Source organism: Collinsella aerofaciens (assembly GCF_015556945.1).
In the GTDB taxonomy this organism is placed as follows: domain Bacteria; phylum Actinomycetota; class Coriobacteriia; order Coriobacteriales; family Coriobacteriaceae; genus Collinsella; species Collinsella aerofaciens_AO.
Genome location: NZ_JADNNH010000012.1, coordinates 1 through 26,889, shown reverse-complemented (window position 1 = coordinate 26,889; position 26,889 = coordinate 1). Strand labels below are relative to the sequence as shown.

At 59.5% G+C, this 26,889-nt stretch carries 21 protein-coding genes; 10 read left to right on the top strand and 11 right to left on the bottom strand.

The features are described from left to right. Nucleotides 1-26 precede the first annotated feature (26 nt). From I2F59_RS04870 to I2F59_RS04855, 4 genes are all read right to left on the bottom strand, one after another. Complete coding sequence (locus tag I2F59_RS04870) at nucleotides 27-692, bottom strand: alpha/beta hydrolase (RefSeq protein WP_117716506.1); 666 nt, start codon at nucleotides 690-692, stop codon at nucleotides 27-29. A 207-nt stretch (nucleotides 693-899) separates the two neighbouring features. Then, nucleotides 900-2,684 (bottom strand): carbohydrate-binding domain-containing protein, encoded by a 1,785-nt coding sequence (locus I2F59_RS04865; RefSeq protein ID WP_195503433.1) that lies wholly within the window; start codon nucleotides 2,682-2,684, stop codon nucleotides 900-902. 273 nt (nucleotides 2,685-2,957) lie between these two features. Then, nucleotides 2,958-4,730 carry a carbohydrate-binding domain-containing protein gene (locus I2F59_RS04860; RefSeq protein WP_195503432.1) on the bottom strand — a complete coding sequence of 591 codons (1,773 nt, stop codon included), beginning with the start codon at nucleotides 4,728-4,730 and terminating at the stop codon, nucleotides 2,958-2,960. A gap of 208 nt (nucleotides 4,731-4,938) precedes the next feature. Further along, nucleotides 4,939-6,249: an NCS2 family permease gene (locus I2F59_RS04855; RefSeq protein ID WP_195503431.1), complete on the bottom strand. Its 1,311-nt coding sequence runs from the start codon at nucleotides 6,247-6,249 to the stop codon at nucleotides 4,939-4,941. Nucleotides 6,250-6,442: 193 nt separating this feature from the next. On the opposite strand from I2F59_RS04855, the gene I2F59_RS04850 reads away from it, so the two are divergent. Both I2F59_RS04850 and bsh read left to right on the top strand, forming a co-directional pair. Then, the gene (locus tag I2F59_RS04850) at nucleotides 6,443-6,862 is read left to right on the top strand and encodes a peptide deformylase (protein ID WP_117746174.1); all 420 of its coding nucleotides are present in this window, start codon (nucleotides 6,443-6,445) and stop codon (nucleotides 6,860-6,862) included. A 244-nt stretch (nucleotides 6,863-7,106) separates the two neighbouring features. Next, on the top strand, nucleotides 7,107-8,072 hold the full coding sequence (gene bsh, locus I2F59_RS04845; protein ID WP_195503430.1) for a choloylglycine hydrolase: 966 nt from the start codon (nucleotides 7,107-7,109) through the stop codon (nucleotides 8,070-8,072). A gap of 79 nt (nucleotides 8,073-8,151) precedes the next feature. Here the strand turns inward: bsh and I2F59_RS04840 are convergent, their stop codons facing one another. Both I2F59_RS04840 and I2F59_RS04835 read right to left on the bottom strand, forming a co-directional pair. Beyond that, nucleotides 8,152-10,398, bottom strand: a complete 2,247-nt coding sequence (locus I2F59_RS04840) for a KUP/HAK/KT family potassium transporter (RefSeq protein ID WP_195503429.1) — start codon at nucleotides 10,396-10,398, stop codon at nucleotides 8,152-8,154. Between the two features lie 139 nt (nucleotides 10,399-10,537). Next, complete coding sequence (locus tag I2F59_RS04835; protein ID WP_195503428.1) at nucleotides 10,538-11,449, bottom strand: DMT family transporter; 912 nt, start codon at nucleotides 11,447-11,449, stop codon at nucleotides 10,538-10,540. A 118-nt stretch (nucleotides 11,450-11,567) separates the two neighbouring features. On the opposite strand from I2F59_RS04835, the gene I2F59_RS04830 reads away from it, so the two are divergent. Next, nucleotides 11,568-12,425, top strand: a complete 858-nt coding sequence (locus tag I2F59_RS04830) for a LysR family transcriptional regulator (protein ID WP_271755747.1) — start codon at nucleotides 11,568-11,570, stop codon at nucleotides 12,423-12,425. A 201-nt stretch (nucleotides 12,426-12,626) separates the two neighbouring features. After that, the gene (locus I2F59_RS04825; RefSeq protein WP_271755751.1) at nucleotides 12,627-14,108 is read left to right on the top strand and encodes an aminotransferase class I/II-fold pyridoxal phosphate-dependent enzyme; all 1,482 of its coding nucleotides are present in this window, start codon (nucleotides 12,627-12,629) and stop codon (nucleotides 14,106-14,108) included. 74 nt (nucleotides 14,109-14,182) lie between these two features. Here the strand turns inward: I2F59_RS04825 and I2F59_RS04820 are convergent, their stop codons facing one another. Beyond that, nucleotides 14,183-14,593 carry a peptide deformylase gene (locus I2F59_RS04820; protein ID WP_195503426.1) on the bottom strand — a complete coding sequence of 137 codons (411 nt, stop codon included), beginning with the start codon at nucleotides 14,591-14,593 and terminating at the stop codon, nucleotides 14,183-14,185. 205 nt (nucleotides 14,594-14,798) lie between these two features. Here I2F59_RS04820 and I2F59_RS04815 point away from each other — a divergent pair, with 205 nt between their 5' ends. Both I2F59_RS04815 and I2F59_RS04810 read left to right on the top strand, forming a co-directional pair. Further along, a complete protein-coding gene (locus I2F59_RS04815; RefSeq protein WP_195503425.1) occupies nucleotides 14,799-16,214 on the top strand; it encodes an MFS transporter in 1,416 nt (471 codons plus the stop codon). Between the two features lie 152 nt (nucleotides 16,215-16,366). Next, entirely contained in the window at nucleotides 16,367-17,278 is a 912-nt protein-coding gene (locus tag I2F59_RS04810) for a hypothetical protein (RefSeq protein WP_035137032.1), read from the top strand. A gap of 319 nt (nucleotides 17,279-17,597) precedes the next feature. On the opposite strand, the gene pdxT is transcribed toward I2F59_RS04810, so the two are convergent. Together pdxT and pdxS are read right to left on the bottom strand one after the other, a co-directional pair. Next, complete coding sequence (gene pdxT, locus I2F59_RS04805; RefSeq protein WP_195503424.1) at nucleotides 17,598-18,185, bottom strand: pyridoxal 5'-phosphate synthase glutaminase subunit PdxT; 588 nt, start codon at nucleotides 18,183-18,185, stop codon at nucleotides 17,598-17,600. Between the two features lie 20 nt (nucleotides 18,186-18,205). Beyond that, nucleotides 18,206-19,096, bottom strand: coding sequence for a pyridoxal 5'-phosphate synthase lyase subunit PdxS (gene pdxS / locus I2F59_RS04800; protein ID WP_195503423.1), 891 nt, complete (start codon nucleotides 19,094-19,096; stop codon nucleotides 18,206-18,208). 145 nt (nucleotides 19,097-19,241) lie between these two features. On the opposite strand from pdxS, the gene pdxR reads away from it, so the two are divergent. Together pdxR and I2F59_RS04790 are read left to right on the top strand one after the other, a co-directional pair. Further along, nucleotides 19,242-20,681 (top strand): MocR-like pyridoxine biosynthesis transcription factor PdxR, encoded by a 1,440-nt coding sequence (gene pdxR / locus I2F59_RS04795; protein WP_195503422.1) that lies wholly within the window; start codon nucleotides 19,242-19,244, stop codon nucleotides 20,679-20,681. 537 nt (nucleotides 20,682-21,218) lie between these two features. Then, nucleotides 21,219-22,100: a hypothetical protein gene (locus tag I2F59_RS04790; RefSeq protein WP_195503421.1), complete on the top strand. Its 882-nt coding sequence runs from the start codon at nucleotides 21,219-21,221 to the stop codon at nucleotides 22,098-22,100. A 240-nt stretch (nucleotides 22,101-22,340) separates the two neighbouring features. On the opposite strand, the gene I2F59_RS04785 is transcribed toward I2F59_RS04790, so the two are convergent. Next, nucleotides 22,341-22,901 carry a ferritin family protein gene (locus I2F59_RS04785; protein WP_022094328.1) on the bottom strand — a complete coding sequence of 187 codons (561 nt, stop codon included), beginning with the start codon at nucleotides 22,899-22,901 and terminating at the stop codon, nucleotides 22,341-22,343. Nucleotides 22,902-23,157: 256 nt separating this feature from the next. On the opposite strand from I2F59_RS04785, the gene I2F59_RS04780 reads away from it, so the two are divergent. Both I2F59_RS04780 and I2F59_RS04775 read left to right on the top strand, forming a co-directional pair. Beyond that, complete coding sequence (locus tag I2F59_RS04780) at nucleotides 23,158-24,378, top strand: iron-containing alcohol dehydrogenase (protein WP_195503420.1); 1,221 nt, start codon at nucleotides 23,158-23,160, stop codon at nucleotides 24,376-24,378. A gap of 8 nt (nucleotides 24,379-24,386) precedes the next feature. Continuing rightward, nucleotides 24,387-25,766: an aldehyde dehydrogenase gene (locus I2F59_RS04775; RefSeq protein WP_195503419.1), complete on the top strand. Its 1,380-nt coding sequence runs from the start codon at nucleotides 24,387-24,389 to the stop codon at nucleotides 25,764-25,766. Nucleotides 25,767-26,253: 487 nt separating this feature from the next. Here the strand turns inward: I2F59_RS04775 and I2F59_RS04770 are convergent. Beyond that, nucleotides 26,254-26,889: transposase (locus tag I2F59_RS04770; RefSeq protein WP_195503418.1), on the bottom strand; the 636-nt coding region annotated here is incomplete at its 5' end.

Genomic DNA, 26,889 nt, shown 5'->3' with positions numbered 1-26,889 from the left:
TGCGTATATGCGTGTGGGCACCATTTTTAATGTGTCAGTATCCAGTGGATGCCGCGGGCCATGCGTAAGTCGGTTTGGGCAAAGTGATTGCCGGGGTTGAGCTCCAGCGTTGTTGGAATGCCGCGCTCGACGAGCAACGCTTCCATCGCGCGTGTGTCGTCGAGTACATGCCGCATCATGCGGTTGGGCGTCTTGGTTTCCTTTTTGCCGAGTGACAGGTAGACGGCTTGCGGGCTGCCGGCAAAAGGGGCCGTGCTGGCACGGTCGACAAAGTCGGGAAACCATAGCGACCCCGATGCGCTCGCGGCGCGGTCAAAGGCGTCGGTTTGCCAGAGGGACCAGAGTGCGAAGAGGCCCGCGAGCGAGTAACCGGCAATGCCGCGCCAGGTGGGCGGCTGAGGAAGCGACGACTCGACCTGGGGGATTATCTGATTCAGCAGCTCATCAAGAAAATCGGCAGCTTGGCCTCCGAAAGGCTCGGCATCGCGTACGGTCCCGTCGCATGCCCAGGGGCTCAGCTCGCGATTCCAATCGAGCCCGCCAATGGTGACGAGGGCGAATGGCGGACAGTCGAGCTCTCGGCAACACTTATAAACCTCGCTGCCGTCGCCCACGACCACAGGAAGGTAGATGACAGGCGCGCTTTCCGTATGATTCGAATAAACGGTTATCTGCTTTTGATGCGCTTCCATGACGGGCTTCTCTCAGTGTTGTGATATCGGCAGCCCCAATTGTCGCACGCCAGCGTATGCCGGTTGGGCTAGACCAAAGACAATCTCGTGCATCCCCTGCGGACGCATATGGAAAACGCCACCGCTGGAGGGGAGCTCGGCGGTGGCGTTGTTAAACGGTGCTGGGGCTCGGGGCCTTCGCGGGAGCTGCCATGTGCGCAGAGGCGTCTAAGAACGCTTACGGCTCGCCATGGTGCCTGCGGCGATAGCGGCTGTTCCCGCAAGGACGGTTGCCACGATGGCCGCACCCGAGGTGTCGCCGGTTGCCGCGAGCACGCCGGTAGTCTTGGCTTTCGTGGTTGAAGCCGCAACGGCCTTGGTCGGCTTTGAGCCCTCAGGCTTGGGGTTCTGCTTGGACTCCGCGGGCTTGCTTTCTGCGGGCTTGGTCTCGTCGGGCCTGGGGTCTTCCGGCTTGGCTACCTCGGGAGGTGCGATGGTCGTACTTTTGGCGACTGCTTTGATATAGAGGGAGTCGACCGTGGCGTCGCCCGTGCCGATGGCTTGGCCTGCCTCGTAGATGCCGTCACGGAGCTTGCGATAGTCAATGACCTTGCCGCCTTCGGGCGTCTGGATGGCGGCGTTCTCAATCTTGATGGTGCCGATTGTCTTGCCGTCAGCGCTCATGGCACGGGCAAAGATTGCCGCTGTATCTCCTTCGGCCGTTACCTTGCTGCGGATGATCGAGATGACTGCGGGTGTGACGCCCTCGCTGGTCTGGGCGATGATGCCGATGTTCTCGCCTTGGGGTTCGCGCCTCGTCTCGCCATCTTGGTTTTCGCTGTAGGGGATGGGGCCGTCGCCGTTCTCGACATAGCGGGCTATGGCCTTGACAACGGAGTCGCTGATGTAGATGTGGCCGCCCTTCTCGTTGGGTCGATCGTTTCTGGTGGAGAATGCAGCCGAAACCTCGCCTTCCGCAAACGCGTCCACGGTGGAGCCGTTCTTGACGACGATGTCGTCCTGGTAGGTGAAGAGGGCGTTGGCGCCACCGTATCTGCCTTTACTTGCACGGACCGTCACGTTTGCATGATCGAGGGTGATGCCCTTGTGGGCATAGACGCCATATTCAACACCGTTTACGTTGGGGGAGGCGTTTGTGGCTGCGAGGCTGCCCTTGGCCTCGACGGCAGCGTCTTTCTCGGAGCTTGCCTTGACCTGGCTGCCGTCCGAGATGTTGATATTGCCGCCGCTCCAAAGGGCCTCACCATCGGCTGAGCTTGCCTCGACCGTCCCGCCACCCTTGATGGTGAGGTTCTTGTCGGCTCCAATACCCTTGTCCTTGGTAGCCCTGGCGGTGACGGCTCCGCTGTCGTCAATCGTGATATTGCCGTTTGCCCTGATGCCATCCGATGCACCCGTGGCGTTGACGTTGCCCGAACCTTTGATAGCGAGATCACCTCCGGCATTGATGGCATCAAACCCAGTGCTCGTGGCGTTGACGGATCCGGCTCCGTCGATGTTGATATTACCCGTGGAGAGGATAGCGTCCTCAGTAGATGTCACGCTGAGCGTGCCGCCCTCGTCGCCTTGGATATTGAGCTCGGCATTCTCGTTAGTGCCATGAGAAACGTTGATGCTTTCGATCCATTCGGCAGTGACGATGTTGGTTCCCGAGTAATTCACGTTGAGCTTGCCTGCGGCCTGGATCTCGCCGCCGTTATAGTTGTTGAGCTTCAAGTCGTCGGCGCCGTCCCACGACCAGGTACCGGCCTCGTCGCTCGCCGCGGTGTTGTACTTGTTGCCGCCGACCTTGACCCATTCCGCTGCGAGCGAGACGCTCGGCATGAGCAGCGAGCTCACCGTGAGCGCGCACACGGCGCCCGCGACGATGCGGCGCGTCACGCGGCGCCAGCTGCCGTGCGCGAGTCCTATGCGACGGCGAACGTCGGGTTCGGCAACATGGGTTCCGGCGGTAGTGTCATTGCGTTTGGGGGTCGTGAACAAGGCTGCCATGGTTGCTCCCGTTCTCATAGGGCCTATACGACTAGATTCAGCGTATCTGCTGGATGTTGCCGGCGGTAGTGCCGTTTGGAGGGCAAAATGGCCAAAAGGGGGGGGAGAAATAGGCCGCACGCCGGCGCAGGGACCGGCGCTAAAAGAAAAGCGCGGGGCCGCATGGCGACTCCGCGCTTTATTGTTCAGCTTTTGCAGCCTTGCCCTTACGCTACGAAGAAGTAGACGAGGAAGGCAAGGGCCGCGATCCACCCGTCCCGTGCGAAAAAGTGTTTACGAGCGCTTGCGGCTCACCACGGCGCCCGCGGCGATGGCGGCTGTTCCCGCAAGGGCGGCTGCCACGATGGCTGCGCTCGAGGCGTCGCCGGTTGCTGCGAGTTTGCCGGCGATCTTGGCTCCCGTGGCTGCAACTGCAACGGTCTTGGTCGTCTTCGTGCCCTTGGACTTGGAACCATCGGGCTTGGTCTCGCCTGGCTTCTCCTCGGGTTTGATCTCCTCGGGAGGCGCGATGACCGTGCTCTTGGCGACAGCTTCGTTATAGGGGGAGTCGATCACAGCGTCGCCCGTGCCGATGGTTTGACCCACCACGTAGAAGATGCCGTCATCGAGTTCTTCCTTGTTGCGATAGCCAATGATCTTGCCGCCTGTGGGCGTCTGGATGGGAGCGCCTTCGATCTCGATGGTGCCGATTGTCTCGCCGTCCGCGCTCACGGCAAGGGCGAAGATTGCCGCCGTGTCTCCCTCAGCTGTGACCTTACTGCGGACAATCGAGATGGTCGCGGGCGTGATGCCCTCCTTGGTCCGGGCAAAGATGCCGATGTTCACGCCCCTATGCTCGGGAATGACCGCGCCGCTTTGGTCGTTGCTGTAGTGATCGGGGCCGTCGCTACCGGACTCGACATAGCGGGCTATAGCCTTGACAACGGAGTCACTAATGTAGATGTGACCACCCGCTTCGTTGGGGTAGTAGTTTCTGGTGGAGATTGCGGTCGAGAGCTGGCCTTCTGCGAACGCATCCACGATCGAGCCGTTCTTGATGACGATGTCGTCCTCGTCGGTGAAGAGGGCGCTGGCTTCATCGTTCCCTGCACTTGCACGGACCGTTACGGTTGCGCCATCGAACGTGATGCCCTTGTAGACATAGATGCCATACCCAACGCCACTTGCGTTGAGGGAAGCGTTCGTGACCGTGAGGCTGTTTTTACCGTCGATGGCGGCGTCTTCCTCGGAGCTTGCCTTGACCTGGCTGCCACCCGAGATCTCGATGTTGCCGTCGGCCCAAATCGCATTGTCTTTGATAGAGCTTGCCTCTACCTTGCCGCCGCCCTTTATGATGAGGTTTTCGTTAGCATCGATACCCTGATCCTCGGTGGCCTTGGCGGTGACGGTTCCGCTGTTGTCGATCGTGATGTTGCCGTCGGCCCTGATGCCATCCGAATCGCCCGTGGCGTTAACGTTTCCCGAGCCCTTGATGGTGACATCGCCCCCGGCATCGATGGCATCGTGCTCGGTGCTCGTGGCGTTGACGGTGCCAGTGCCGTCGATGTTGATGCTGCCGACGGAAGTGATGGCGTCACGAGAAGATGTCACGTTGAGCGTGCTGGACGCGTCGCCCTGAATATTAAGCTCGGCGTTCTCGTTCGCGCCATCCTTAACCTTGATGCCGCGGCCGTCGCCGTTAGTGACGATGTTGTTGCCCTCGTAGCTCACGTTGAGCTTGCCCGCTGCCTCGATCGCGCCGCCGTCATAGCCGTTGAGCTTCATATCGTCGGCACCGTCCCAGCTCCAGGTGCCGGCCTCGTCGCCTGCCGCGGTGCCGGCGTTGTACTGGGTGCCGCCGACGTCCACCCACTCGGCCGCGAGCGAGACGCTCGGCATGAGCAACGAGCTCACCGTGAGCGCGCAGGCCAGGCCGCAGGCGATGCGGCGCGTCACGCGACGCCAGCTTCCGTGTGCGAGCAGCGTGCGACGGCGCACGTCGGGCTCGACAAAATGGGCTCCAGAGGTTTTGTCATTGCGCTTGGGGGTCGTGAACAAGGCGGCCATGGTTACTCCCATCCTCATAGGGCCTATGCGATTAAGCCCAGCATATCTGCAGGATGTAGCCGGCGGTAGTGCCGTTTGGAGGGCAAAATGTCCAAAACTTGGGAAGCAAAACATCGCGCGTCTGTGCGTTGCCTGGCTTTAAAAGAAAAGCGCGGAGCCGCTCGATGCGACTCCGCGCTTTGGTGTTCTGTTTTAGCAGACTATGCCGCTACGCTACAAAGAAGTAGACGAGGAAGGCAAGGGCTGCAATCCACATGAGCGGCTTGATCTTGGAGGCCTCGCCCTTAAAGAGCGCGACGATCACGTAGGCGATAAAGCCCAGGCCAATGCCGGCAGAGATGGAGTAGGTGAAGGGCACGCCGGCGACAATCATGAACGCCGGGAAACCCTGCGACACGTCGGACCAGTCGATCTCGGAGGCCTCGCTCATCATGAGGTAGCCGACGTAGACCAGAGCACCGCAGGTGGCGGCGCTGGAAACGATGGTGACGATGGGGGAGAAGAACGCGGCGAGAATGAACAGCACGCCGGTGGTGACGGAGGTGAGGCCCGTGCGGCCACCGTCGGCGGCGCCAGAAGTGGACTCGACGAAGGTGGTGATGGAGGAGACACCCATGAAACCGCCCACAGCGGCGGCGGCGGAGTCGACGATTAGGATCTCCTTGATATTCTCGACGTTGCCGTCGTCGGTGAGGAACTCGCCCTGCTTGGCTACGGCCATCGCGGTGCCCATGGTGTCGAAGAAGTCACTCATGAGCAGCGAGAACGAGATGACGAGGAGCGCGGGGTCGGTAAGGACCTTGACGATGGCGGGCACGCCGCCGGCGTCGGCGATGGGGCCACCGATGCTCGAGAAGTCGAGCGGGGCGATGATACCGGTCGGAGCCTGGGTCACACCTAGGGGGATACCGGCGATGACGGCGACGACGATGCCGATGAGCAGCGAGCCGGGGACGTTGCGGCAGGCGAGGGCGACCGTCACCAGGATGGAGATGATGCCGACGATGAAGGTGGGGGAGGTGATGTCGCCCAGACCGACGAGTGTACCGGCGCCAGCGGTGATAATGCCGGCATCGCACAGGCCAATCATGGCGATGAACAGGCCCAGACCCACCGAGATGGCGTGACGCAGGACAACCGGGATGGCGTCCATGATGGCCTCGCGCAGGCCACAAAGCACGAGCAGCAAGATGACGACGCCCTCAAGGAAGATGACGCTCATGGCCACGTGCCAGTCACCGCCGCAGACGGTGGTGGTGATTCCAGCGATCATCGCGTTGACGCCTAAGCCCGACGCGCAGGCGAGCGGGCGGTTGGCGAAGATGCCCATGCAGATGGTCATGATGCCGGCGCCCAGGCAGGTGGCGCAGGCGAGCGCTCCCGCATCGATGCTGGCGCCCGAGAGCACCGCGGGGTTGACGGCGATGATGTAGGCCATCGCCAGGAATGTTGTCAGTCCAGCGCGAAGTTCGGTCCCGATTGTGGACTTGCGCTCACTGACGTGAAAAAGTTCGTCCATGCATACCCTTTCCTTGTTCGGCCCCGAGTTTAGGCCGATTGACACGAACTCACCCACTATAGCCCCTTTACGACGCTGTTGTTCCTCGCATGTTGATGTTCGGCGCTTTGTAGCAGACGGACGGTATTTTTCGCATGAAAATGTGTGGGTACCGTATACTTAAGCGGTTACAACGACCCCTATGGAGGAACGTATGATTAAAGAGCTCTGCCACGACGAGGCTATTCTGTCCCAGCGTTGCGAGGTTGCGACCGTCGAGGACGAGTCGGTTGCTCAGGACCTGATCGATACCATTAAGTCGCTCGACGATGCCGGCTGCCTTGCCGCTAACCAGATTGGCGTTACCAAGAAGGTCTGCGTCTACCTGGACGACGCCGGCGAGCCCCACGTGCTCTACAACCCCCGTCTGGTGTTTGGCTTGGGCGCCAGCAAGATGGAGGAGAGCTGCCTGACGCACGAGGAGGTCACCAAGTCCACGCGCTATATCAAGTGCAAGGTCGCTTATGACGTGATCGTCGACGGCAAGATGCGCGAGCGCAAGCAGGACTTCGTCGGCTTCGAGGCGCAGATGATTCAACACATGATTGATCACTGTCTAGGAAAGTTGGTCTAAGGGGACCAAAGCACCGCACCTTGCCGCTCAATCGTCGCTCGCGTACCTTAAGTACGCTTCGCTCCTCTTTCGTGGCAATCTGCGGCACTTTGACCCCTTAGACGACCTGCGGGGTTAACTTGGTTGAGTTTATCCTGCTTGAATAGTCCGGGCGTGACATTGTTGTCATGTCCGGGCTTTTGTGTTTAGCGCCTCTTTGTTTGGTGACAATAACCTTAGCAAGAACGTAAAGCTGGGAGGCGCTATGTGTACGAGCATTCGATTTACCGATAATTCCGGCCACATGTATCTAGGCCGCAACCTCGACTGGAGCTTTGACTACGGCCAACAGGTTCGTGTGATGCCGCGCGGGTTTCACATTCCGTATTCGTTTATCGACGACACGACAGCGGCACACGCGGTGATCGGTATGTGCATCGATTACAAGAACTACCCTATGTTCTTCGATTGCGGTAACGATGCTGGCCTCGCCGTGGCGGGCCTCAATTTCCCGGGTTATGCCGAGTATGCCGAGGACCCTGTCGACGGCAAGACCAATATCGCGGCCTATGAGTTTCCCCTGTGGGTGGCAGCGACGTTCTCGACGGTCGATGAGGTCGAGGCTGCGCTGCACGACACGGTGATTGTCGCCAAATCTGCCGGAGAGGGGCTGGGCGTGTCGCTGCTCCATTGGATTATCGGCGACAGCCAGCGTAGCATCGTGGTCGAGATGATGGCTGACGGCCTGCATGTATACGACGATCCGGTCGACACCCTTGCCAATCAGCCCACTTTCCCGTGGCACATGGAAAACCTGCGCACCTATATCACGGCTACAAGCGATTTTCCGCAGACGGCGACATGGCGTGGCGCCGAGCTCAAGCCCTATGGCGCGGGTGCCGGCATGCGCGGTATTCCGGGTGACTGCTATTCGCCGAGCCGTTTTGTAAAGGCGGCGTACCTCAATGCCAATTACCCGCAAAAGGAGAGCGAGACCGAAAACGTCGTCCGCATGTTCCGTTCACTCGAGGGCGTGGTGATGATTGAGGGGGCGTCCAGGATGGGCGATGGCAAGTTCGAGAAGACTATCTATACCGGATGCTTTAGCGCGCGCACGGGCAATTATTACTATGCGATGTATGGGGATCCGTCGATTCGCTACGTGAGCCTGATGGATGCCGAGGGCGCGAGCCCCGATAGGCTCGTGGTTCCCGAGCCGCGTCGTTCGTAGCCGTTAGCTTTACTGCAATGCAAAGCGGCCCTGCATCTCCCGTGAGATGCAGGGCCGCTGTCGTTGATTTGTGACGTCGCTAGAAGTTGGCGTCGTTGAGCTGGTCGCTCTCGAGGCCGTCGAGCTGTTGTTCGGGCGTATCTGCGACGCTCTCGAGCAGCTCGGTGGGATCGACGTTCATGTCCTTACCGGCCTCGTTGCCGTTGACCAAGTCGTCCGAGAAGATGTCGACTTCCATTTCCTCGGCCTCTTCAATCTGGATCTCGAGCGGCACCTGGGTGCGTACGAGCTTGACTGCTGGACGCATGCGGGCAAAGAGCGGTACGTACTCGATGATGATGGCCGAGTTCTCAAGACCGTACCAGCGTGCCGGGCTTCCGCAGGCGCGGCGGACGGCGTACTTGATGGCCATGACGCGGTGATCGTTGCGGTTGATGTCCGTTTCGGGGGCAAGCATCTTGCGCAGCATGCAAAAACGGAAGTCGCCCACGTTGCCGCGCGTCTCGTAGATGGAGTAGGTGTGATGCTGCGGCGGCAGCTCGCCCGATGCCATCAAGTCGCCAACGATCTGACGCAGGTAGGCATTGATGCGCTGGTTGACCTTAAAGCCCAGGTCCAAGCGCACGCGGAACAAAAAGTCCGTGCCAAAGGTCTCGACGGAATACTCGTGCGTATAGGGCTCATCGGTGACATGCACGTTGATGAACCAGTATGCCTTGGCGCGCTTGGGATGCTTATCCAAGATGGAGTAGAGCACGTCGCGGTCGAGTGTGAGCGGGTCGGGACTGTTGGTAAGGAACACCAGATTGTCGGCGAGCACGGGGTAGGTCTCGTCGTTGCGCAGGCGGCCGAGCTGGTCGATGTACTTGGAGACGGGCAGCAGGATCGTCTGCGTGCGCTCGATGGCGGTGCCGCGGCGCCACACGTACATAAGGCCAAACAGCAGTGCGGCCAGGAAGATCATGACGTAGCCGCCGTCAAAGAACATGGTGAGGCACGAAGCGAAGAAGCACAGCTCAATGGCACCAAAGAGCAGGGCGAAGACGCAGGCGCCCAGCTTGTGCTTGAGAATGCCGGCGATGTAGCTCGTCAAAAGCGTCGTGGTCATGAGCATGGTCACGGTAATGGCGAGGCCATAGGCGCTCTCCATGCGCTCGGAGTTCTGGAACAGCAGCACGATGAAGATGCAGCCGACCCACATGATGTTGTTGACGAGCGGAATATAGAGCTGGCCCTTGGTGTCGCTGGGGTAGTGGATGCGCAGGTGCGGCATAAGGTTGAGGCGCGTTGCCTCGGATACCAACGAGAACGATCCGGTGATGAGCGCCTGCGAGGCGATGATGGCCGCCACGGCCGAAAGCACGATGGCAAAGGGACGCAGGGGCTCGGGGAGCATCATATAGAACGGATTAACGATATCCATCGCGAGCATCTGGGGGTTGGAGTTATTGGCGAGCAGCCAAGCTCCCTGACCCAGGTAGTTAAGGATAAGGGCCGCCTTAACAAACGGCCAGGACGCATAGATGTTTGCCTTGCCCACGTGGCCCATGTCTGAATAGAGCGCCTCGGCACCGGTTGTCGACAGGAAGACAAAGCCGAGCACCATGATGCCCGAGTGATTGATGGGCGAGAACAGGAACATAATGCCGCGAATGGGGTTGAGCGCGCGCAAGATGGACAGGTTGCCGAGCATGTTGAACAGGCCGGCGCCAGCCAAGAACAGGAACCACAGCGTCATGAGCGGGCCGAACAGCTTGCCGATCGACGAAGTGCCGGCGCGCTGCATGGCAAACAGGCCGCAGATAATGATGATGGTGATGATGATGACGTTGGTCTGGCCGTCACCCAAAAGCGCATGGCCCCATTCGATGGTGCGCAGACCCTCGATGGCTGTGGTGACCGTGACGGCGGGGGTGAGGATGCCGTCGGCAAGCAGCGCTGCGCCGCCGATCATGGCGGGCAGAATCAGCCACGGCGCCACCTTGCGTACGAGGCTGAACAGGGCGAAGATGCCGCCTTCGTTATGGTTATCGGCCTTCATGGCGATAAGCACGTACTTGACCGTGGTCACGAGCGTCATGGTCCAGATGACGAGCGAGAGCGCGCCCAAGATCATGTCCTCGCTGACGGTGCCGATGCCGCCGTTGTTGGCGACGATTGATTTCATGGTGTACATGGGGCTCGTGCCGATGTCGCCATAGACGACGCCGAGCGTAACGAGCAGCATGCCAGCGGAGAGGGGAATGGCTCCATGCCCGCCTTGACCACGCTGGTCTTGGGGGCTTGCCTCCAGTTTGTTGTGTGCCACGTGGACTCCCTTAGACATCCAGCCCCTGCAAAGGGCAGCAGACCTTTATGCCATCTTTATACATATAAGAGCAGTTTGGCACATCGGGGTGTTTTAGACAATAATCCCCATCTGGGGATTATTCATGTACGCAGGTGGCATTTCAAAGCAGGGGCTGTTAGGCGCGTGCTGCCTGAGCGATGCCGGTCTTGGCACCTGCGCGTTTGCCGGCGAGTTCGCAAAAGATCGCGCCGCCGATGATAAGTGCGGCACCCATCAGACGGACCGGCGTTATGGCTTCGCCTAAAAGGACGGCCGAGAACACGACGGCCGAAAGCGGCTCGAGGTAGCCGACGACCGCGACAGTCTGGACGGGCAGCTTGGCGACAGCGCTAAAGTAGAGCAGGCAACCGATGCCGGTGTTGACGACGCCGAGCATAGCGACGGCGAGCCAATCGATGCCTGCGGCGATGCCGGGGGAGAAGAACGAGGGGACGCCTTGGGTGGCGAGCTTAAGGACCAGCGCGGTCACAAAGGCGGCGCTCACCTGGAGCGCGGAGTTCTCGAGGCCCTCGATGTGCGGCGCGCCCTTGCTGGCGATGACCATCAGCGCATAGCAAAATGCCGAGGCGATGCCGCAAGCGATACCCGCAATGGGCATATTGCCGCCTAGACCTTGTGCCGCAATGAGAAAAGCACCGCAGGCGACGGCGATAAACCCGGCGATTTTGCCGCCGGTCAGCTTTTCGCCAAAGATGAGTGGGGAGAGCGCCATGACGATGATGGGGCCGCAGTAGTACAGCAGCGAGGATACGCCGACGCCGATCGTCTGGTAGGCGCGGAACAGAAAAATCCAGCTGGCGCCCAGCGCGGCTCCCGAGAGGAGGAGGGCTGCGGCTTCGCGGGGGCGAGACGGTGCCTGCAGCTTATGGCGTTGGGTGACGGCGAGGATGGTGACAAGCGAGAGTGCGCCCAAAAACGTGCGTAGCAACACGATATCGGAGCTCGGCAGCGCGATGGCGGCGGCGATGATGCCGTTGGAGCCAAACAATAGCAATGCTGCTAAGTACGTAAACAGTCCGTTGTTCATGCGCTGACATCCCCTCTATATCCGAGCATGTTCACTATGGGTGAACTGGCTTTAGAAGAAAAGCGAATATAATGCATGGCAAACATGACAAAAACTCATGCAAAGGTGGAGGCGTGCCGTGGAGACCAATATCCAAAAGATGCAAGTGCTGCTCGAGACGGTGCGTGCCGGCAGCTTTACGCGTGCTGCAGAGCGGCTGAGCTATTCGCAGTCGGGCGTGAGCCGCATGGTGGGCGACCTTGAGGCAGACTGGGGTTTTAAAGTGCTCGATAGAAGCCGCGAGGGCGTAGTGCTTTCTGCCGACGGGCGGCAGGTCATGCCGGCAGTCGAGGCGCTCTGCGAGGAATTCACTCGCTTGCAGCGAAGGGTGGATGAGATGCGTGGGCTCATGCGCGGCAAGATCTGTATCGGTACGTTTTCGAGTGTGGCGACCCATGTACTGCCACCGGTGATCGCGCGGTTTCGCGCCGATCACCCGGATGTCGATTACGAGCTGCTGATGGGTGATTACTCCGAGATTGAGCAATGGGTGGCGGAAGGCCGCTGCGACCTGGGCTTTATTCCGCGCGAGCCACGCGGCGCCGGCATGGCGTCGCGGCCGTTGGTGCGCGACGAGTTGATGGCGGTAGTGCCGGCAGACTCTTTACTTGCCACGGCGGAGGTCGTCTCTCTTGCCGATTTGGCTAACGAGCAGTTTATTCTGCTGGAACGAGGTACCGATGATGAGATTACGCCGCTGTTTCGTCGGGCGGGGCTGGCAGTGCGCTCAAAACTGTCGACTTGGGATGACTATGCGATTATGGCTATGGTCGAGGACGGCTTGGGTGTGAGCATTCTTCCTGCGCTCATCTTGCGCCGCTGTCAGTTCGATGTTGCCGTGCGTCCGCTCGAGGGGCATCCCCATCGGCAGATTAATGCGATATATCGCACGGCTGACGTATCGCTTGCCGCTGCTCGATTCCTTGAATACCTCTAAACGTGTGCACGTCATTGTCCGCTTTGGGCAAATCTCGAAGTTCGGTACCTTTTCTTATGAAATTGAACTTTCGAATGAGGCGCGGCGCTATACTGCTTGCTAAATTGAACCTTGGTTCAATTCGTGTTCTATAAATTGAACTTTGCCAGCAAGGAGGTTCCTGTGGCCCAAGAGACGTTTAGCGATCGCCTGCGACAGACTATGTCCGATCGCGACGTTCGCCAGTCGGACGTAATCCGCGCATCGGAGATGCTCGGCAAAAAACTCGGCAAGAGTCAGATGAGCCAATATGTGAGCGGCAAGACGATTCCGCGGCGCGATGTGGCAGAGCTGCTCGCCCGCATTTTGGAGGTCGATGTTACCTGGCTGCTCGCCGGTGATGCTGACCAAGGTGAGACCCCTCCGTCCCGTAAAGTTGCCAAGCCAGAACCCAGTCCCACGGCTCATATCACAAGGAGCACCACCATGCGTACTTTTTCTAAATCCACCAAGCTCGAGAACGTTCTGTATGACGTGCGTGGCCCCGTCGTCGACGAGGCCGCCCGCATGGAGGACGAGGGCGAGCGCATCCTCAAGCTCAACATCGGTAATCCGGCACCCTTTGGTTTCCGCACGCCCGATGAGGTCATTAAGGACATGCGCCAGCAGTTGCCCGACTGCGAAGGCTATTCCAACTCGCGCGGTCTGTTCTCCGCGCGCAAGGCAATCATGCAGTACTCGCAGATCAAGGGCCTGCCCAATGTTCAGATGGAGCACATCTACACGGGCAACGGCGTGTCCGAGCTCATTCAGCTTTCGATGAACGCGCTGCTCGATAACGGTGACGAGATCCTGATTCCCAGTCCCGATTATCCGCTGTGGACGGCGTGCGCAACCCTTGCCGGTGGACATCCCGTGCACTATCTGTGTGATGAGCAGGCCGATTGGTATCCCGACCTGCAGGATATGGAGTCCAAGATCACGAGCGCGACCAAGGCCCTCGTCATCATCAACCCCAACAACCCCACGGGCTCTGTCTATCCGCGCGAGGTACTCGAGGGCATCGTCGAGATTGCGCGCAGGCACCAGCTCATGATTTTTGCCGACGAGATCTACGACCGCCTGTGCATGGACGGCTACGAGCATGTCTCCATTGCATCGCTCGCCCCCGACCTGCCCTGCATTACGTTTAGCGGCCTGTCCAAGTCGCATATGATCGCGGGCTATCGCATTGGCTGGATGGTTCTCTCGGGCAACCAGCGCTGCATGAGCGACTTCATCATGGGCGTCAACATGCTCTCCAACATGCGCCTGTGCTCCAACGTGCCGGCTCAGTCGATTGTTCAGACGGCACTCGGTGGCCATCAGTCCGTTAACGACTACATCCGTCCCGGCGGCCGTGTCTACGAGCAGCGCAACTTTGTGTATGAGGCGCTCAACAAGATTGACGGCATCTCGGTGGTTAAGCCGCGCGCGGCGTTCTACATCTTCCCCAAGATGGATGTGAAGAAGTTCAACATCACCGATGACGAGCAGTTTGCCCTCGACCTGCTGCACGAGAAGAAGATCCTGATTACGCGTGGCGGCGGCTTCAACTGGGCTGAGCCCGACCACTTCCGTATCGTGTACCTGCCGCGCATGGAAGTGCTCAAAGAGTCCCTCGAAGACCTCGCCGACTTCTTCGATCATTACCGTCAAAGCTAAGGGATAGAGGCTCTATACAATCGAAAGCTCCCTGCAGTTGCTTGGCTGCAGGGAGCTTTCTTGAATCGGTGGAACTAAATAACGATTCCGTTGCAGTGGTCGATTTCGTGCTGGATGATCTCGGCGGTGTAGCCCGAGAAGTTTTTGATGCGGCGGACAAAGTTCTCGTCCAAATACTCAACCTTAATGCGGCGATATCGGGTACAGGGACGCTCGCCGGCCAGCGAGAGGCATCCTTCGCTCGTCTGATAGGCATTGACCTGCTCAAGAATTTGAGGGTTGTACATCAGGAGCGCCCTGGTGCCGTCCTTTACGCAGATGATGCGTTTGCGCACGCCGATCATGTTGGCGGCGAGGCCCACGCACTCGTGCTCATGTTCGTTGAGCGTATCCAGGAGGTCCTGCCCGGTCGCGGCGTCGTCGGGTCCCGCGTCTTCGGAAGGAAGGCGCAAAAAGAACTCGGATTTCATGATGGGCTTGATCATGGCGGCCTCCTCATGTCTTATGCTTTCGTGGACTTTTAATAATAGCGCGGAAGGAAAGCTGTGCGTCCGCGTTACAATCTTTCGATGTTGGACCATGTTGCCAGATTCGTCGTGTACGGCGTCTGGCGTAAGTCTAGGGCTCATTTTTCGCCCTGGACTGTTCCTCTGGGGCGATGCGACTGTCGTTCCAAGAGGAAGGAAATGCATGGGGAGCAAATCTCAGCAACAAGTTCAAGTAACGCCATCGGCCACCGCGGCGATTCTCGTCGTTATGTATATTGCAGCCTTTGTTGCCGCGTTTAACGAGAACATCATTAACGTGGCGTTGCACGACATTATGACAGCCTTTTCGGTGAGTGCCACCACGGCGCAGTGGCTCGTCTCGGGCTACATGATCGTGACGTCGATCTTTACGGCCATCATGGCCTTCCTGTCCGGCCGTTTCTCGACGCGCAAGCTGTTATTTTTCGCATGCGGATGTATGGTCGCCGGCGAAGTCCTGTGCCTGGTCGCTCCGTCGTTTAGCGTTTTGCTGCCAAGTCGTATTTTGCAGGCTGCGGGATCGGGCATCTTGTTCCCGCTCATGATGAACGTGGTGCTGTCTTGCGCCCCGCGCGAGAAGCTCGGTCTGTATCTTAGCCTGGGCGGTGCCTGCATTACGCTAGGGCCGGCGTTTGGACCCGTAATCAGCGGTCTTATGTGCACGTTGTTCGGCTGGAGGGCGGTGTTCGTAGTGCCGCTGGTGGGCGGTATTGTGGTCGCTGCGGCGGGCGTTAAGCTTGTTCAGAATGTCGGAGAGCGCTCGAATACCACGCTTGATATTCTGTCGGTTGTTTTGCTTGCCGCCGGCATTACGGCATTTGTGTATTCCGTAGGCGAGTTCTCGACCAATCTGATTGCCGGCATCGTGGCTCTTTTCGCCGCCATTGTGCTGCTCGGCCTGTTTGCGGCCCGTCAGCTCAAGCTCGAGCATCCGGTGCTTAACGTGCGTCCCATGGCGAGCGTTCGTTTTTGGCCCGCGTGCCTGCTTGTGGTGGTGTCGATGATGACGACGTTCTCGATGAGCGTTTTGTTGCCGCTCTATTTTGAGGGCGCATACGGCATGACCGCACTTATTGCGGGCTTGCTCATTTTGCCGGCGATTGCCTGCAACGCCGTGACCTCGATTGTGGGCGGACGCGTGATGGACGCCCGTGGCGCATGGCCGCTGCTGCCGGTCGGCTTTGCCCTGATTGCCGTGGGGCAGACTGCCATCTCGATGACGGCGGCAAGTATGAACATCGGCGTCGTCGTGGCGCTGACCGTTGTGGTGTATGCCGGAGTCGGTTTGGTGCTGAGCCCCTCGCAAACGGCCGGCTTGGAGACGCTGCCTGCCGCTGAGCATCCCCACGGAACGGCATTGCTTAACACGTGGAACATGATTGCCGCATCGTTTGGCCCATCGCTGTTTATCGGTCTGCTCTCGAGTTCTGCTGCGACCGCCGGCGCAGCTGGCGCTGCGACCGACGTTGCCCAGGCGATTGGATTTGCAGCTGCCGTGCGTGTGGCGGCTGTGATTGCCGTGGTCGGGTTCGCGACGTCGCTGGTGTACGCTCATCGCGAGTCGCACATGTCGCATTAATGTGTGCACATAGATTCTGCAGCTAGATTGGATGGCGACACCATAAACTAATGGACGTTTTGCCGAGAGGCATGAATGTTTAAAGCGCAAAGAGTGCGCGACGGGCCCCGCGAATGGGGCGATGATGCCCGAGAGGGCCAAGAAGGAGTCTCATGTCCGAGAACGAAGAGATCATGAACGAGACCGAGAACGAGACCATGGCTGCCGAGGTCGAGGCAGTCGAGACAGTGGAGACCGAAGCTGCCGAGGTTGAGGCTGCTGACGAGGTTTCCGCCGAGGAGGAGGCCGAGGTTGTCGAGGCCGCCGTTGATTACGATGACGAAGAGCTGATGGACAAGATGCAGAAGGCCGCCCGCCTGCTGCGTAGCCGTCGCTTTGCTATTTCTAAGGAGGAGGAGGCCAAGGCCGAGCGCATGGCGAACATCGAGCGCGCCATCAAGCTTCTTGACCTCAAGCCCAAGATGGAGCAGAAGGAAATGTCCGACCTGCTGGGCATGCGCCTCCGTGAGCTCGATGGCCTGATGGCCGAGGCCGAGGCTGCCGATCTGGTCGGCCGCATCGACGACGCCGAGGGCGATATGCGCAAGATTGTCGTCTTCGCTGCCGAGGATGCCGCTGAGGGCCTGGTCGAGCTTGCCAACAAGAAGGAGAAGCTCCTGCCCGAGCTTTCTTACGAGGAGGCCACCGAGCTGATGGCCGCTCTCGATAAGGTCATCGCTCCGCTTGTCGCCATGGGCCTGGACGAGGACCGTGGTCCTCGCGGCGGTCGTGACGACCGCGGTGGCCGTGGCGGCGACCGTGGCGGTCGCGGCGGCTTTGGCGATCGCGGTGGCCGTGGTGGCGACCGTGGCGGTCGCGGTGGCGATCGCGGTGGCCGTGGCGGCTTTGGTGACCGCGGCGGCGACCGTGGCGGTCGCGGCGGCTTTGGCGGCAACCGTGGTGGCTATGGCGACCGCGGTGGCAACCGTGGCGGCTTTGGCGGCAACCGTGGTAACGACCGCGGTGGCCGTGGCGGCGACCGTGGTGGCCGCAACGGTGGCGGCTTCCGCGGCAATCGTTTCTAGGGGTTACGCGGTTCTACGAACCGCGTAACCAGTTGACGCTGCAAACCCGCCAGAACGGCAATCTGCCTTTCAGCTTCGGCGGCATGATCAAAAGATCAATGCCGCCTCGCTTCAAGGCACCTTGCTCGCTCTGGCGGGTTTTCGCTGTCGGTACCAAAACATCGGTGTTGTCGAAGTAGTCATTGGGGACGTTCTTAAACGACTACATAGCATGAGAGTGGATAATCTCCCGGTTTGAGTCTGCATTCGAGCTCAAAGTGGGAGATTATCCACTCTCATTTGCTATGCGTTCGAAAATCCACGCTCGTTTGTTTTCTGCCTACATTTGGAGGAAGAGCTCGTGGAGGCGGGTGTCGTCGTCGAGCTCGGGGTGGAAGGTGACACCAAGCTGATTGTCTTGACGGGCGGCGACGATACGGCCATCGACTTCGGCTAGGGCCTTGGTATTGCCGTGCACCTCGACGATGCGGGGCGCACGGATAAATGTTAATGGCACTTCACCGTCGATGCCGTCTACCTGCCCCTTGGTGTGAAAGCTGCCGAGCTGTCTGCCATAGGCATTACGCTCAACGAGTACATCCATGGTTGCCAGGCGCGGCGTCCCCTTATCGTCGTGGGCGGCAAGGTCGCGCGCCAGCAGAATCAAGCCGGCGCAAGTTCCCAATACAGGCATGCCTTCAACAACGCGGGTGCGAAGCCCCTCGAGCATACCGAGTTCGGCAAGTAGCTTGCCCTGAACGGTGGACTCGCCGCCGGGGAGGACCAGGCGGTCAAAGTTCTGCTGCAAATCGGCCGCCTGCCTCAGCTCAATACAGTGTACGCCCAGCTCGGATAGTCTTGCCTCGTGCTCGGCAAAAGCGCCTTGGACCGCCAGCACGGCGACCGTCTGGTCTACATAATCGCTCATATGCGACCCTTTCTGCCGGACTAGCGCCCGCGCTCCTCCATGATAATCTCGATCTCGTTGGCGTTGATGCCCACCATGGCCTCGCCCAGGTCCTCAGAAAGCTCGGCAATGAGCTTGGCGTCGGTGAAGTTTGCCACAGCCTTAACGATGGCGGCGGCGCGCTTGGCGGGGTCGCCACTCTTAAAGATGCCCGAGCCGACAAAGACACCCTCGGCGCCCAGCTGCATCATCAGCGCGGCGTCGGCGGGGGTCGCTACGCCGCCGGCGGCAAAGTTCACCACGGGAAGCTTGCCCGTGGCATGAACCTCGCGTACCAGCTCGACCGGAACCTGCAGTTGCTTGGCTGCCTCAAAGAGCTCATCATTGCGCAGGGCGACAACATCGCGGATCTGCTTTTGGATCTTGCGCATGTGGCGCACAGCCTGGACGACGTCGCCCGTGCCCGGCTCGCCCTTGGTACGAATCATCGTGGCGCCCTCGGCAACGCGGCGCAGCGCCTCGCCCAGATCGCGGGCGCCGCAGACAAACGGCACGTCAAACTGGGTCTTATCGATGTGATAGACGTCATCGGCGGGGGAGAGAACCTCGGACTCGTCGATGTAATCGATCTCGATGGCCTGCAGGACCTGCGCCTCGACAATGTGGCCGATGCGGCACTTGGCCATAACGGGGATGGAGACTGCCTCTTGGATGCCCTTGATCATCTTGGGGTCGCTCATGCGCGAGACGCCGCCTGCGGCACGGATGTCGGCCGGGATGCGCTCGAGTGCCATGACGGCGCAGGCGCCTGCCTCCTCGGCGATGCGTGCCTGCTCGGGCGTGGTGACGTCCATGATGACGCCGCCCTTGAGCATCTGCGCGAGCTCGCGATTGAGTTTGACGCGATCGGCCTTGCTGGTCTGTTCTGCCATGGTTGCTCCCTTGATTGGCATGTGCATTGCTTGACAGAACATCCTATCGGGGAGCTGGGTATGGCAAAATACTCAGTTTTCGAGATAATAACAAGGTCAGACTAATACCAGATTGAACGGTTCGATATGGTCAGGTGATAAACTCATGCTTGACTACAATTTGGAAAAACGCGGCGAAGCATCGCTCTATGAATATGTTTACCAGCAAATTCGAGATGATATTGTAGCTGGACGCATTGCGGCGGGGGAGCATCTTCCGTCTAAGCGCGCCTTTGCCAGTCATCTGGGAATCAGTGTCATTACCATCGAGAATGCATATAGCCAGTTACTTGCCGAGGGTTATATTTGCTCAAAGCCGCGGCGTGGCTACTACGCTTGCGAGCTTCCGGATGCACCGGTTTTGCCTTTGGTTACGGGGAACATCGACCGAGATGCCGTCTCTGTGGGCCCTAGCGCGCATGATGCCAACGGACGGGTCGAGCGATTCGATGCGCTCTCTCCTTCCGCTTTGGAGGCGGCGCGGCTTTGGCAAAGCGCACTGCGGGCGACGCTGGCATCCGAAGACGAGTGCGAAATCTTCTCGCCCGCGCCAGCGCAGGGCACCGCTCGGCTACGACGCGCAATTGCTCACCATCTGCGCGGGACAAGGGGTATGAATGTCGACCCCGACAACATCGTTATCGGTGCGGGCGCCCAGCTGCTCGATACCATGTTGGTTCAGCTGCTTGGCGCGGACAAGGTGTATGCCGTTGAGGACCCGGGCTATTTGCGCCTGACGCGCATCTATCAGGCTATGGGCTGCAAAGTTCGACATATCCCGTTGGATGATGAGGGCGTGGACTTGAGCACTCTGCAGAAAAGCGGGACCGATGTCCTTCACCTGATGCCGTCCCATCAGTATCCGACCGGCCTGGTGACGAGCATCGCGCGCCGGTATGCGCTGCTGAGCTGGGCTGCCGAACGGCCGGGTCGATATCTCATCGAAGATGACTTTGATTGTGAGTTTCGCCTTGCCGGCAAGCCGATTCCCGCGCTCGCGTCAATCGATGCCGCCCAGTCGGTTATCTACACCAACACGTTTTCGAAGAGCCTTTCATCGGCATTGCGTCTAGCGTACATGGTGTTGCCCGATGAGCTGATGGAACGGTTTAGGCGCAACCTTGGTTTTTACGCCTCGTCGGTGAGTTCTGTTGACCAGGTCGCTTTGGCTCGTTTGCTGGAATCGGGTGATTACGAGCGGCATGTGAACCGCGTGCGCGTTCGTGCTCGCGAGGCGCGTGATGGCCTGATGGCGCTTGTGCGGAAGGCGTTTCCGGCAGGGGAGGTCTCGATCGAGCATGCAGACGCGGGCCTTTACTGCACCGTGGTTGCGGAGCGCGGAGCGGGCGGAAGCTCTTTTGCGCGGACCCTCACGCGCTCGGGTATTCCGTTTGTCGATATCAGTGACTGTTATTGGTGCGCCGATGGCGCATCTGTCCCTGAAAACTCAAGTCAAGTTCTTGTTCAGTATGACGATCTGAGTCCAAAAGTGCTAACAACCTTGGAATTGCAGCTAATGGGAGCACTCTGCAACTTAAGTGAGTAGACTTTTGGAACTTTGGCGACCAGGCAGTTTTGTAACAAGATATCTACCTGCGGTTTTGAAAAGCAGGATGACCGGTCTGCTCGGGATGTTCAAAAAAGTCTACTCACTTGCCGCGCAAAGTTTCCGCATAAGAAAAAATGGGGTTTTCAACAGGGCTTCGTCCAGCTCTCGGCAAGCTTTTGGCCAGTTGGGGAGGGCTGTTGAAAACTTAACAGTCCGTTCGGCGCCATTTTTGGTGCGTTCGCGCCAATGCGTGACTGACTGGGTTGAAATTCGTGTTTTCCTGTGCCTATGAAAGATCTACTTTGTGACATATCGGCTTTTAGGTACTGGCGTTTGCCCCCTCAGGTCCGCGCTTTGTGTCCGCCGCTTCCACGGCCGGAAGAAGACCGGCAGCGATATGACCTTGCCCGTAACCCGACGGCTGCGGTTGTGCTTGGCTTTCCGTTGTATACATTGGTTCGGACGAGAAATAAGCGGACTTGCCCTGCCAGCATTAGGCAGCGGCTGTTCCTTGGTGAGCTCCCCAGGGAATCCGTGCTGGAAACGGAGCATGGATTTTTGATTACGTCTCCTCTACTGACGGCATTCATCATGTCGCGGCATCTGACGGATCTTCAGCTTCTTTTGGTATTGGCGGAGATGTGTGGCTTGTTTGCGGTGTGCGCTCTGCCGGTGGCACTTGAGGCGGAGCTTACGCGTGCAATTGATTCGGGCGCGATTTCGACAACGTTCGGTTGGGTGCGCTGCCCGTCCGAGGACGGCACCGCTTCAGATTTATGGCGTCGAGACGCTTTGGTTTTGGGTAGAGACCTTGACCGTTTTTGTTCAGATGTTTGCGGGATGCGTTACGGCAATAGATTAATGGCGGTATCGCAACTTGTTCCATTGGGCGCCGCGTCGCCTTTTGAAGTCGAGGCGTATTTGTTGCTTGCACTGCCGCGATCCCTGGGAGGCGAAGGTTTTTGCGGCATAGAGCTCAATGTCGAAGTGACGCTAAGCACAAGTGCTCGAGCGATTATGGGAAAGTCCCGTGTATATATCGACCTACTACTTTCTTCGCCGGACGGCAGGCGACAGGTGGCCATTGAATGTCAGGGAAAGGCCTCGCACGGACGCGCAGGGGATGGCTTGCGTGACGCCGACCGCATGACAGCCCTTCAGGCCATGGGCTACGATGTACTTCTCCTGACACACAGACAGATATCCGATGAGGATAGATTCCGCGCCGTCGTTAAGGCCGTATGCAGGATGCTCGATGCTGAATATCGTGATAAAAGCTCAGATGAGCAAAGGGCTGAGACATTACTCCGGTCTGAACTATTCGTTGACTGGACAAAATTGGGAGTAATCGACGGAAAGATGACCGTTAGACGCAAAACAGCTCGATCGTGGACGGCTGCGGTTCTAAGTGAGTAGACTTTTGGCACTTTGGCGACCAGGCAGTTTTGCAACAAGTCATTTACCTGCGGCTTTATAAAGCAATATGGATGGTGTGCTCGGCAAGTTCCAAAAAGTCTACTCACTTAGTTTTTGACGAGAAACCGATGCCGAAGGCAGTCCTATTTCAGGGCGTTAACGAGTCCTCGAGACACAAAAAGGCCCGAACCATGCGGTCCGGGCCTCGTCGAGCTAGAGGTTATCTCTCAGGCGGCTGGCTTAGCCAAAGTAGCGCTTGAGCAGGCCGGCGAAAGCCTTGCCGTGGCGGGCCTCGTCGCGAGCCATCTCGTGCACGGTGTCGTGGATGGCATCGAGGCCAGCGGCCTTGGCGCGCTTGGCAAGATCGGTCTTGCCGGCGGTGGCGCCGTTCTCGGCCTCAACGCGCATCTCGAGGTTCTTCTTGGTGGAGTCAGTCACGACCTCGCCCAGGAGCTCGGCGAACTTAGCGGCGTGCTCGGCCTCCTCGTGGGCAGCCTTCTCCCAGTACAGGCCGATCTCGGGGTAACCCTCGCGATGAGCGACGCGAGCCATGGCCAGGTACATACCGACCTCGGAGCACTCGCCCTCAAAGTTGGCGCGCAGGTCGGCAACGATGTCCTCGGAGACGCCTTCCATCTTGGCGACGCCCACGACGTGCTCGGCGGCCCACTCGAGCTGGCCCTCCTCCTGCTTCAGGAAACGAGAACCGGGAACGCCGCACTGGGGGCACTTAAAATCCTCGGGCAGCTGGTCGCCGTCGAACTCTTCCACATAACCGCAAACGGGGCAAACAAACTTCATGATTCGATCCTTTCGATCGATGGCGATTGTGCGCTCGTCCGGTCCCGTAAGGGCCCTCTCCGGACGTGCGTCTTGACGAGTTCTATTATCCATAAATGCAACCAAATGTGAAGCCTATTAGGAATGATTTTTAATAAAACAATTTTGAGATATGAAGATGTTGATTGATTAACGATTGGTAGGCCGTCTTTGACCGCCGCTGAGTACAATCGGTCGAGCAAATGTTGACCCATCAACAAATAAAGGAGTTTCCTTTATGCATCTAGCCCGTCGTGCCTGGTGCCGAACATATCAGACGGTTTTTCGCATTGCATTGCCGATCCTGCCCTATACCGAGCCGCGCATTTTGGAGCATGCCGAGGATGTGCCCGTGGTGCTTCAAAAGCGCTCGATTCAGAAGGTCCTTATCGTGACAGACCCTGGTATTGCACGTTTGGGGCTCACGGCATCGCTCGAGCGTGCGCTTAAGGCTCAGGGGATTGGCGTTACGGTCTATGCCGAGACGCGTGCGAACCCCACGGTCTCGAATGTGGAGGAAGCGGCGGCGCTGTATCGCGAGAACGACTGCCGGGCCATTATCGGCTTTGGTGGCGGTTCGGCCATGGACTGCGCCAAGGGCGTGGGGGCGCGCATTGCGCAGCCAAACAAGCCCATCAACAAGATGCGCGGCCTGCTGCGGATTCATCGTCGCCTGCCGCTGCTCATCGCCGTTCCCACCACGGCAGGTACGGGAAGCGAAGTCACGCTCGCGGCGGTAATTACCGATGACGAGACGCACTATAAATACCCCATTAACGACTTTGTGCTCATCCCGCGTTTTGCGGTCCACGACCCCGAGTTTACGCGCGGGTTGCCGGCGTCCATTACGGGGCAGACGGGTATGGATGCCCTGACGCATGCTGTCGAGGCCTTTATCGGCCGTAGCACCACGCCCTACACGCGCAAGATGGCGCGTCAGGCGGTCCAGCTCATCCGCGACAATTTGCTCGAGGCCTATGAGCATGGCGACGACATGCGTGCGCGCCGCAATATGCTTTCGGCGGCGTATAAGGCGGGTGTTGCCTTTACGCGCTCCTATGTTGGATACGTTCATGCCATCGCACACAGCTTGGGCGGGCGTTACGGGATTCCGCATGGCTTGGCCAACGCCATCATCCTGCCGCATATGCTTCGCGCCTATGGCGAAACTGCCGCTCCTAAGCTCGCCGATCTCGCCCGCATGGCGGGCATTGCGCCGGCTACCGCGCAGGACAGTCTTGCGGCCGAAGCCTTTATCGATTGGGTCGACCGCATGAACGAGGCCCTGGGAATCCCCAAATATGTCTTGGGTATTCGCCGTTCCGATATTCCGCAAATGGCGGCCCATGCCGATGCCGAGGCCAATCCCCTGTACCCCGTTCCTCTTTTAATGGACCGCCTGGAGCTCGAGCATATGTACGAAGTTGTTGCAGGTGGTATGTTTGAGGACGAGAACTAGGAGGGTCCATGAACACCGAGGAAATTGCGCGCATCGTCGGCGATCAGCGCACTTACTTTAAGACGCATGCCACGTTTGATGTCGATACTCGCCGCCGTGCACTAGTGGGCCTGCGCGATGCGGTTCGTGCGCACGAGGGCGATATCGCCCATGCGCTCAAGACCGATCTGGGTAAGTCACATGACGAGGCGTATATGTGCGAGATCGGCACGTCGCTTTCCGAGATTCGTCATCAGATCGCCCATGTGGCTCGATGGAGTCGTCCGCGCCTGCGTCCGTGCGACCTCGCTAACGCCGTGAGCGTGTGCAAAACGCAAGCCGTGCCCTATGGTGTCACGCTCATCATGGCGCCCTGGAACTATCCGTTTTTGCTGACGCTCGAGCCGCTCGCTGGCGCCCTTGCCGCGGGCAATACCGTGGTCATCAAGCCGAGCGCCTATGCTCCGGCATCGAGTGCGGTGCTCAAGCAAATCTGTGAAGAAGCATTTGATCCGCGTCTGGTGACGGTTGTCGAGGGCGGGCGCGCCGAAAACGAAGCGCTGCTCGATGAGTGCTGGGACAAGATCTTCTTTACCGGTAGCGTTCCGGTCGGCAAGCTCGTCATGGAGCGCGCAAGTAAAAACCTTACGCCCGTGACGCTTGAGCTGGGCGGAAAGAGTCCCTGCATCGTGGATGCGACGGCAAACTTAAAGGTCGCGGCGCGGCGTATCGCCTTTGGTAAATGGCTCAACGTGGGCCAGACCTGCGTGGCGCCCGACTACCTGCTGGTCGATACGCGCGTGCACGATGAGCTGCTGGGCCTCATCAAGGAGGAGATTCGTCGCATGTTTGGCGAGCATCCGCTCGATAACGAGGATTACGGGCATATCGTCAACGCCAAGCATTTCGCACGCGTACGCGGGCTGATCGATCCCGATAAGGTTGTGCTGGGAGGCGCCGCGCGCGAGACTTCGCTCAAGATCGAGCCGACGATTTTGGATGGCGTGGTCCCCGATGACGCCGTGATGCAGGAGGAGATTTTCGGCCCCATCTTGCCGGTGCTGACGTTTGAGAATCTGGATGAGGCCGAGGCGTTTATTACTGATCGTCCGACGCCGCTGGCCCTGTATATCTTTAGCCAGGATCGCGCAGTTCAACAGCGCTTTGTGCGTAACGTGCCCTTTGGCGGTGGCTGTGTTAATGACACCATTATGCATTTGGCCACGAGTCATATGGGCTTTGGCGGCATGGGAGCGAGCGGTATGGGGCAGTACCATGGCCGCGAGAGCTTCGATACGTTTAGCCACAAGAAGAGCATCGTGAACAAGGCAACCTGGCTGGACGTGCCATTCCGCTATGCGCCCTACGCAAGCTGGAAGCACAAGTTCGTGCGCATGTTTGTGCATTAGAATCAGATGGTGTAGCGACAAACGGTCGAAAAGACACGAGGTGGGGCGAATTTGTGTCCGCGCGAGTTCGTAGACTTCTCTATAAGGTTAAACGCCGGTTTATCCGGCCGTTAGGGGAGTTGCCATGTACGAGCCTTCACGTGTTCTTTAATATGAGAAAGCCATTGTCAATAGGCGTGTTTGTTCGAGCCCGGTTTTAAACCGGGCTTTTTCGTTTCCCGTCGGGAGGGCCCGCGCACGCTGCACGTTTAGTCGACGCTTGCCTGGCAAGCTAATATCCGCGGGCTCTTGCGGGCGCGCTGCCGGCGGTCAGCCCGGTATGTCCGCGCACCCCACCGCATTTCGATTCTCCGTCCGGCGCGCTCGTCCGAAACCAGTCTTGTTCACGGGCGCGGCCCTTGGGCTGCCCAAAAAGGGCTCGTGAACGCGCGCCGGCGATGCGTCGAGGCGCGGGCCCTCCCGGCGGGAGGCTTGTTGTCCGACGGGGTCAGCCGAGGGTCCCCTCCGCCCGGCGCCCGATCTCCCAGACCCAGCAGGCGAGCTCGCGCGCGACGGCGGCGTTTGCCTTGCACGAGCTCTTGCCCGCCGCCGCCAGCGCCTCGCGGCGGCGGCAGAGCCTGGCGGTGCAGTCGTCGGCGCGCGCCCGGATCGCCGCGGGGACGTCCGCGCCGGGCGCCGGGGCCTTCGGGCGGGGCGTGCACGTCAGGTAGTGCCACGCCGACTCCACCAGTGCCGTCCTGGCGAGCCGGTTGCCCGTCTTGGTTATCCCGCCGCGCCGCTCGGTCTCGCCGCTCGAGCGCTCCGACGGGACCAGCCCGCACCAGCTCGCGAAGGCCGGGGCCGTCCGGAACCTCGTGAAGGAGCCCGCCTCGGCTGCGAGCCTGAAGGCCGTCAGGGTGTCGATTCCCTTGATGCAGGAGAGCGCCTCGACGGCCGGGCGCCACCGGTCGGTCCGGGCGAGGGCGAGCACCTTCTTCTCGAGCTGCCGGCGGTCCGACTCCGCGCACCTCGCGGCCGTGACGTAGTACTCGAGCACGTCGCGCTGGGGCCCCTCGAGCCTGATCTCCGAGACCCACCTCCAGTGGGCCCTCGTCCAGGCCTTCTTCCTCGCCCCGTCGGCATT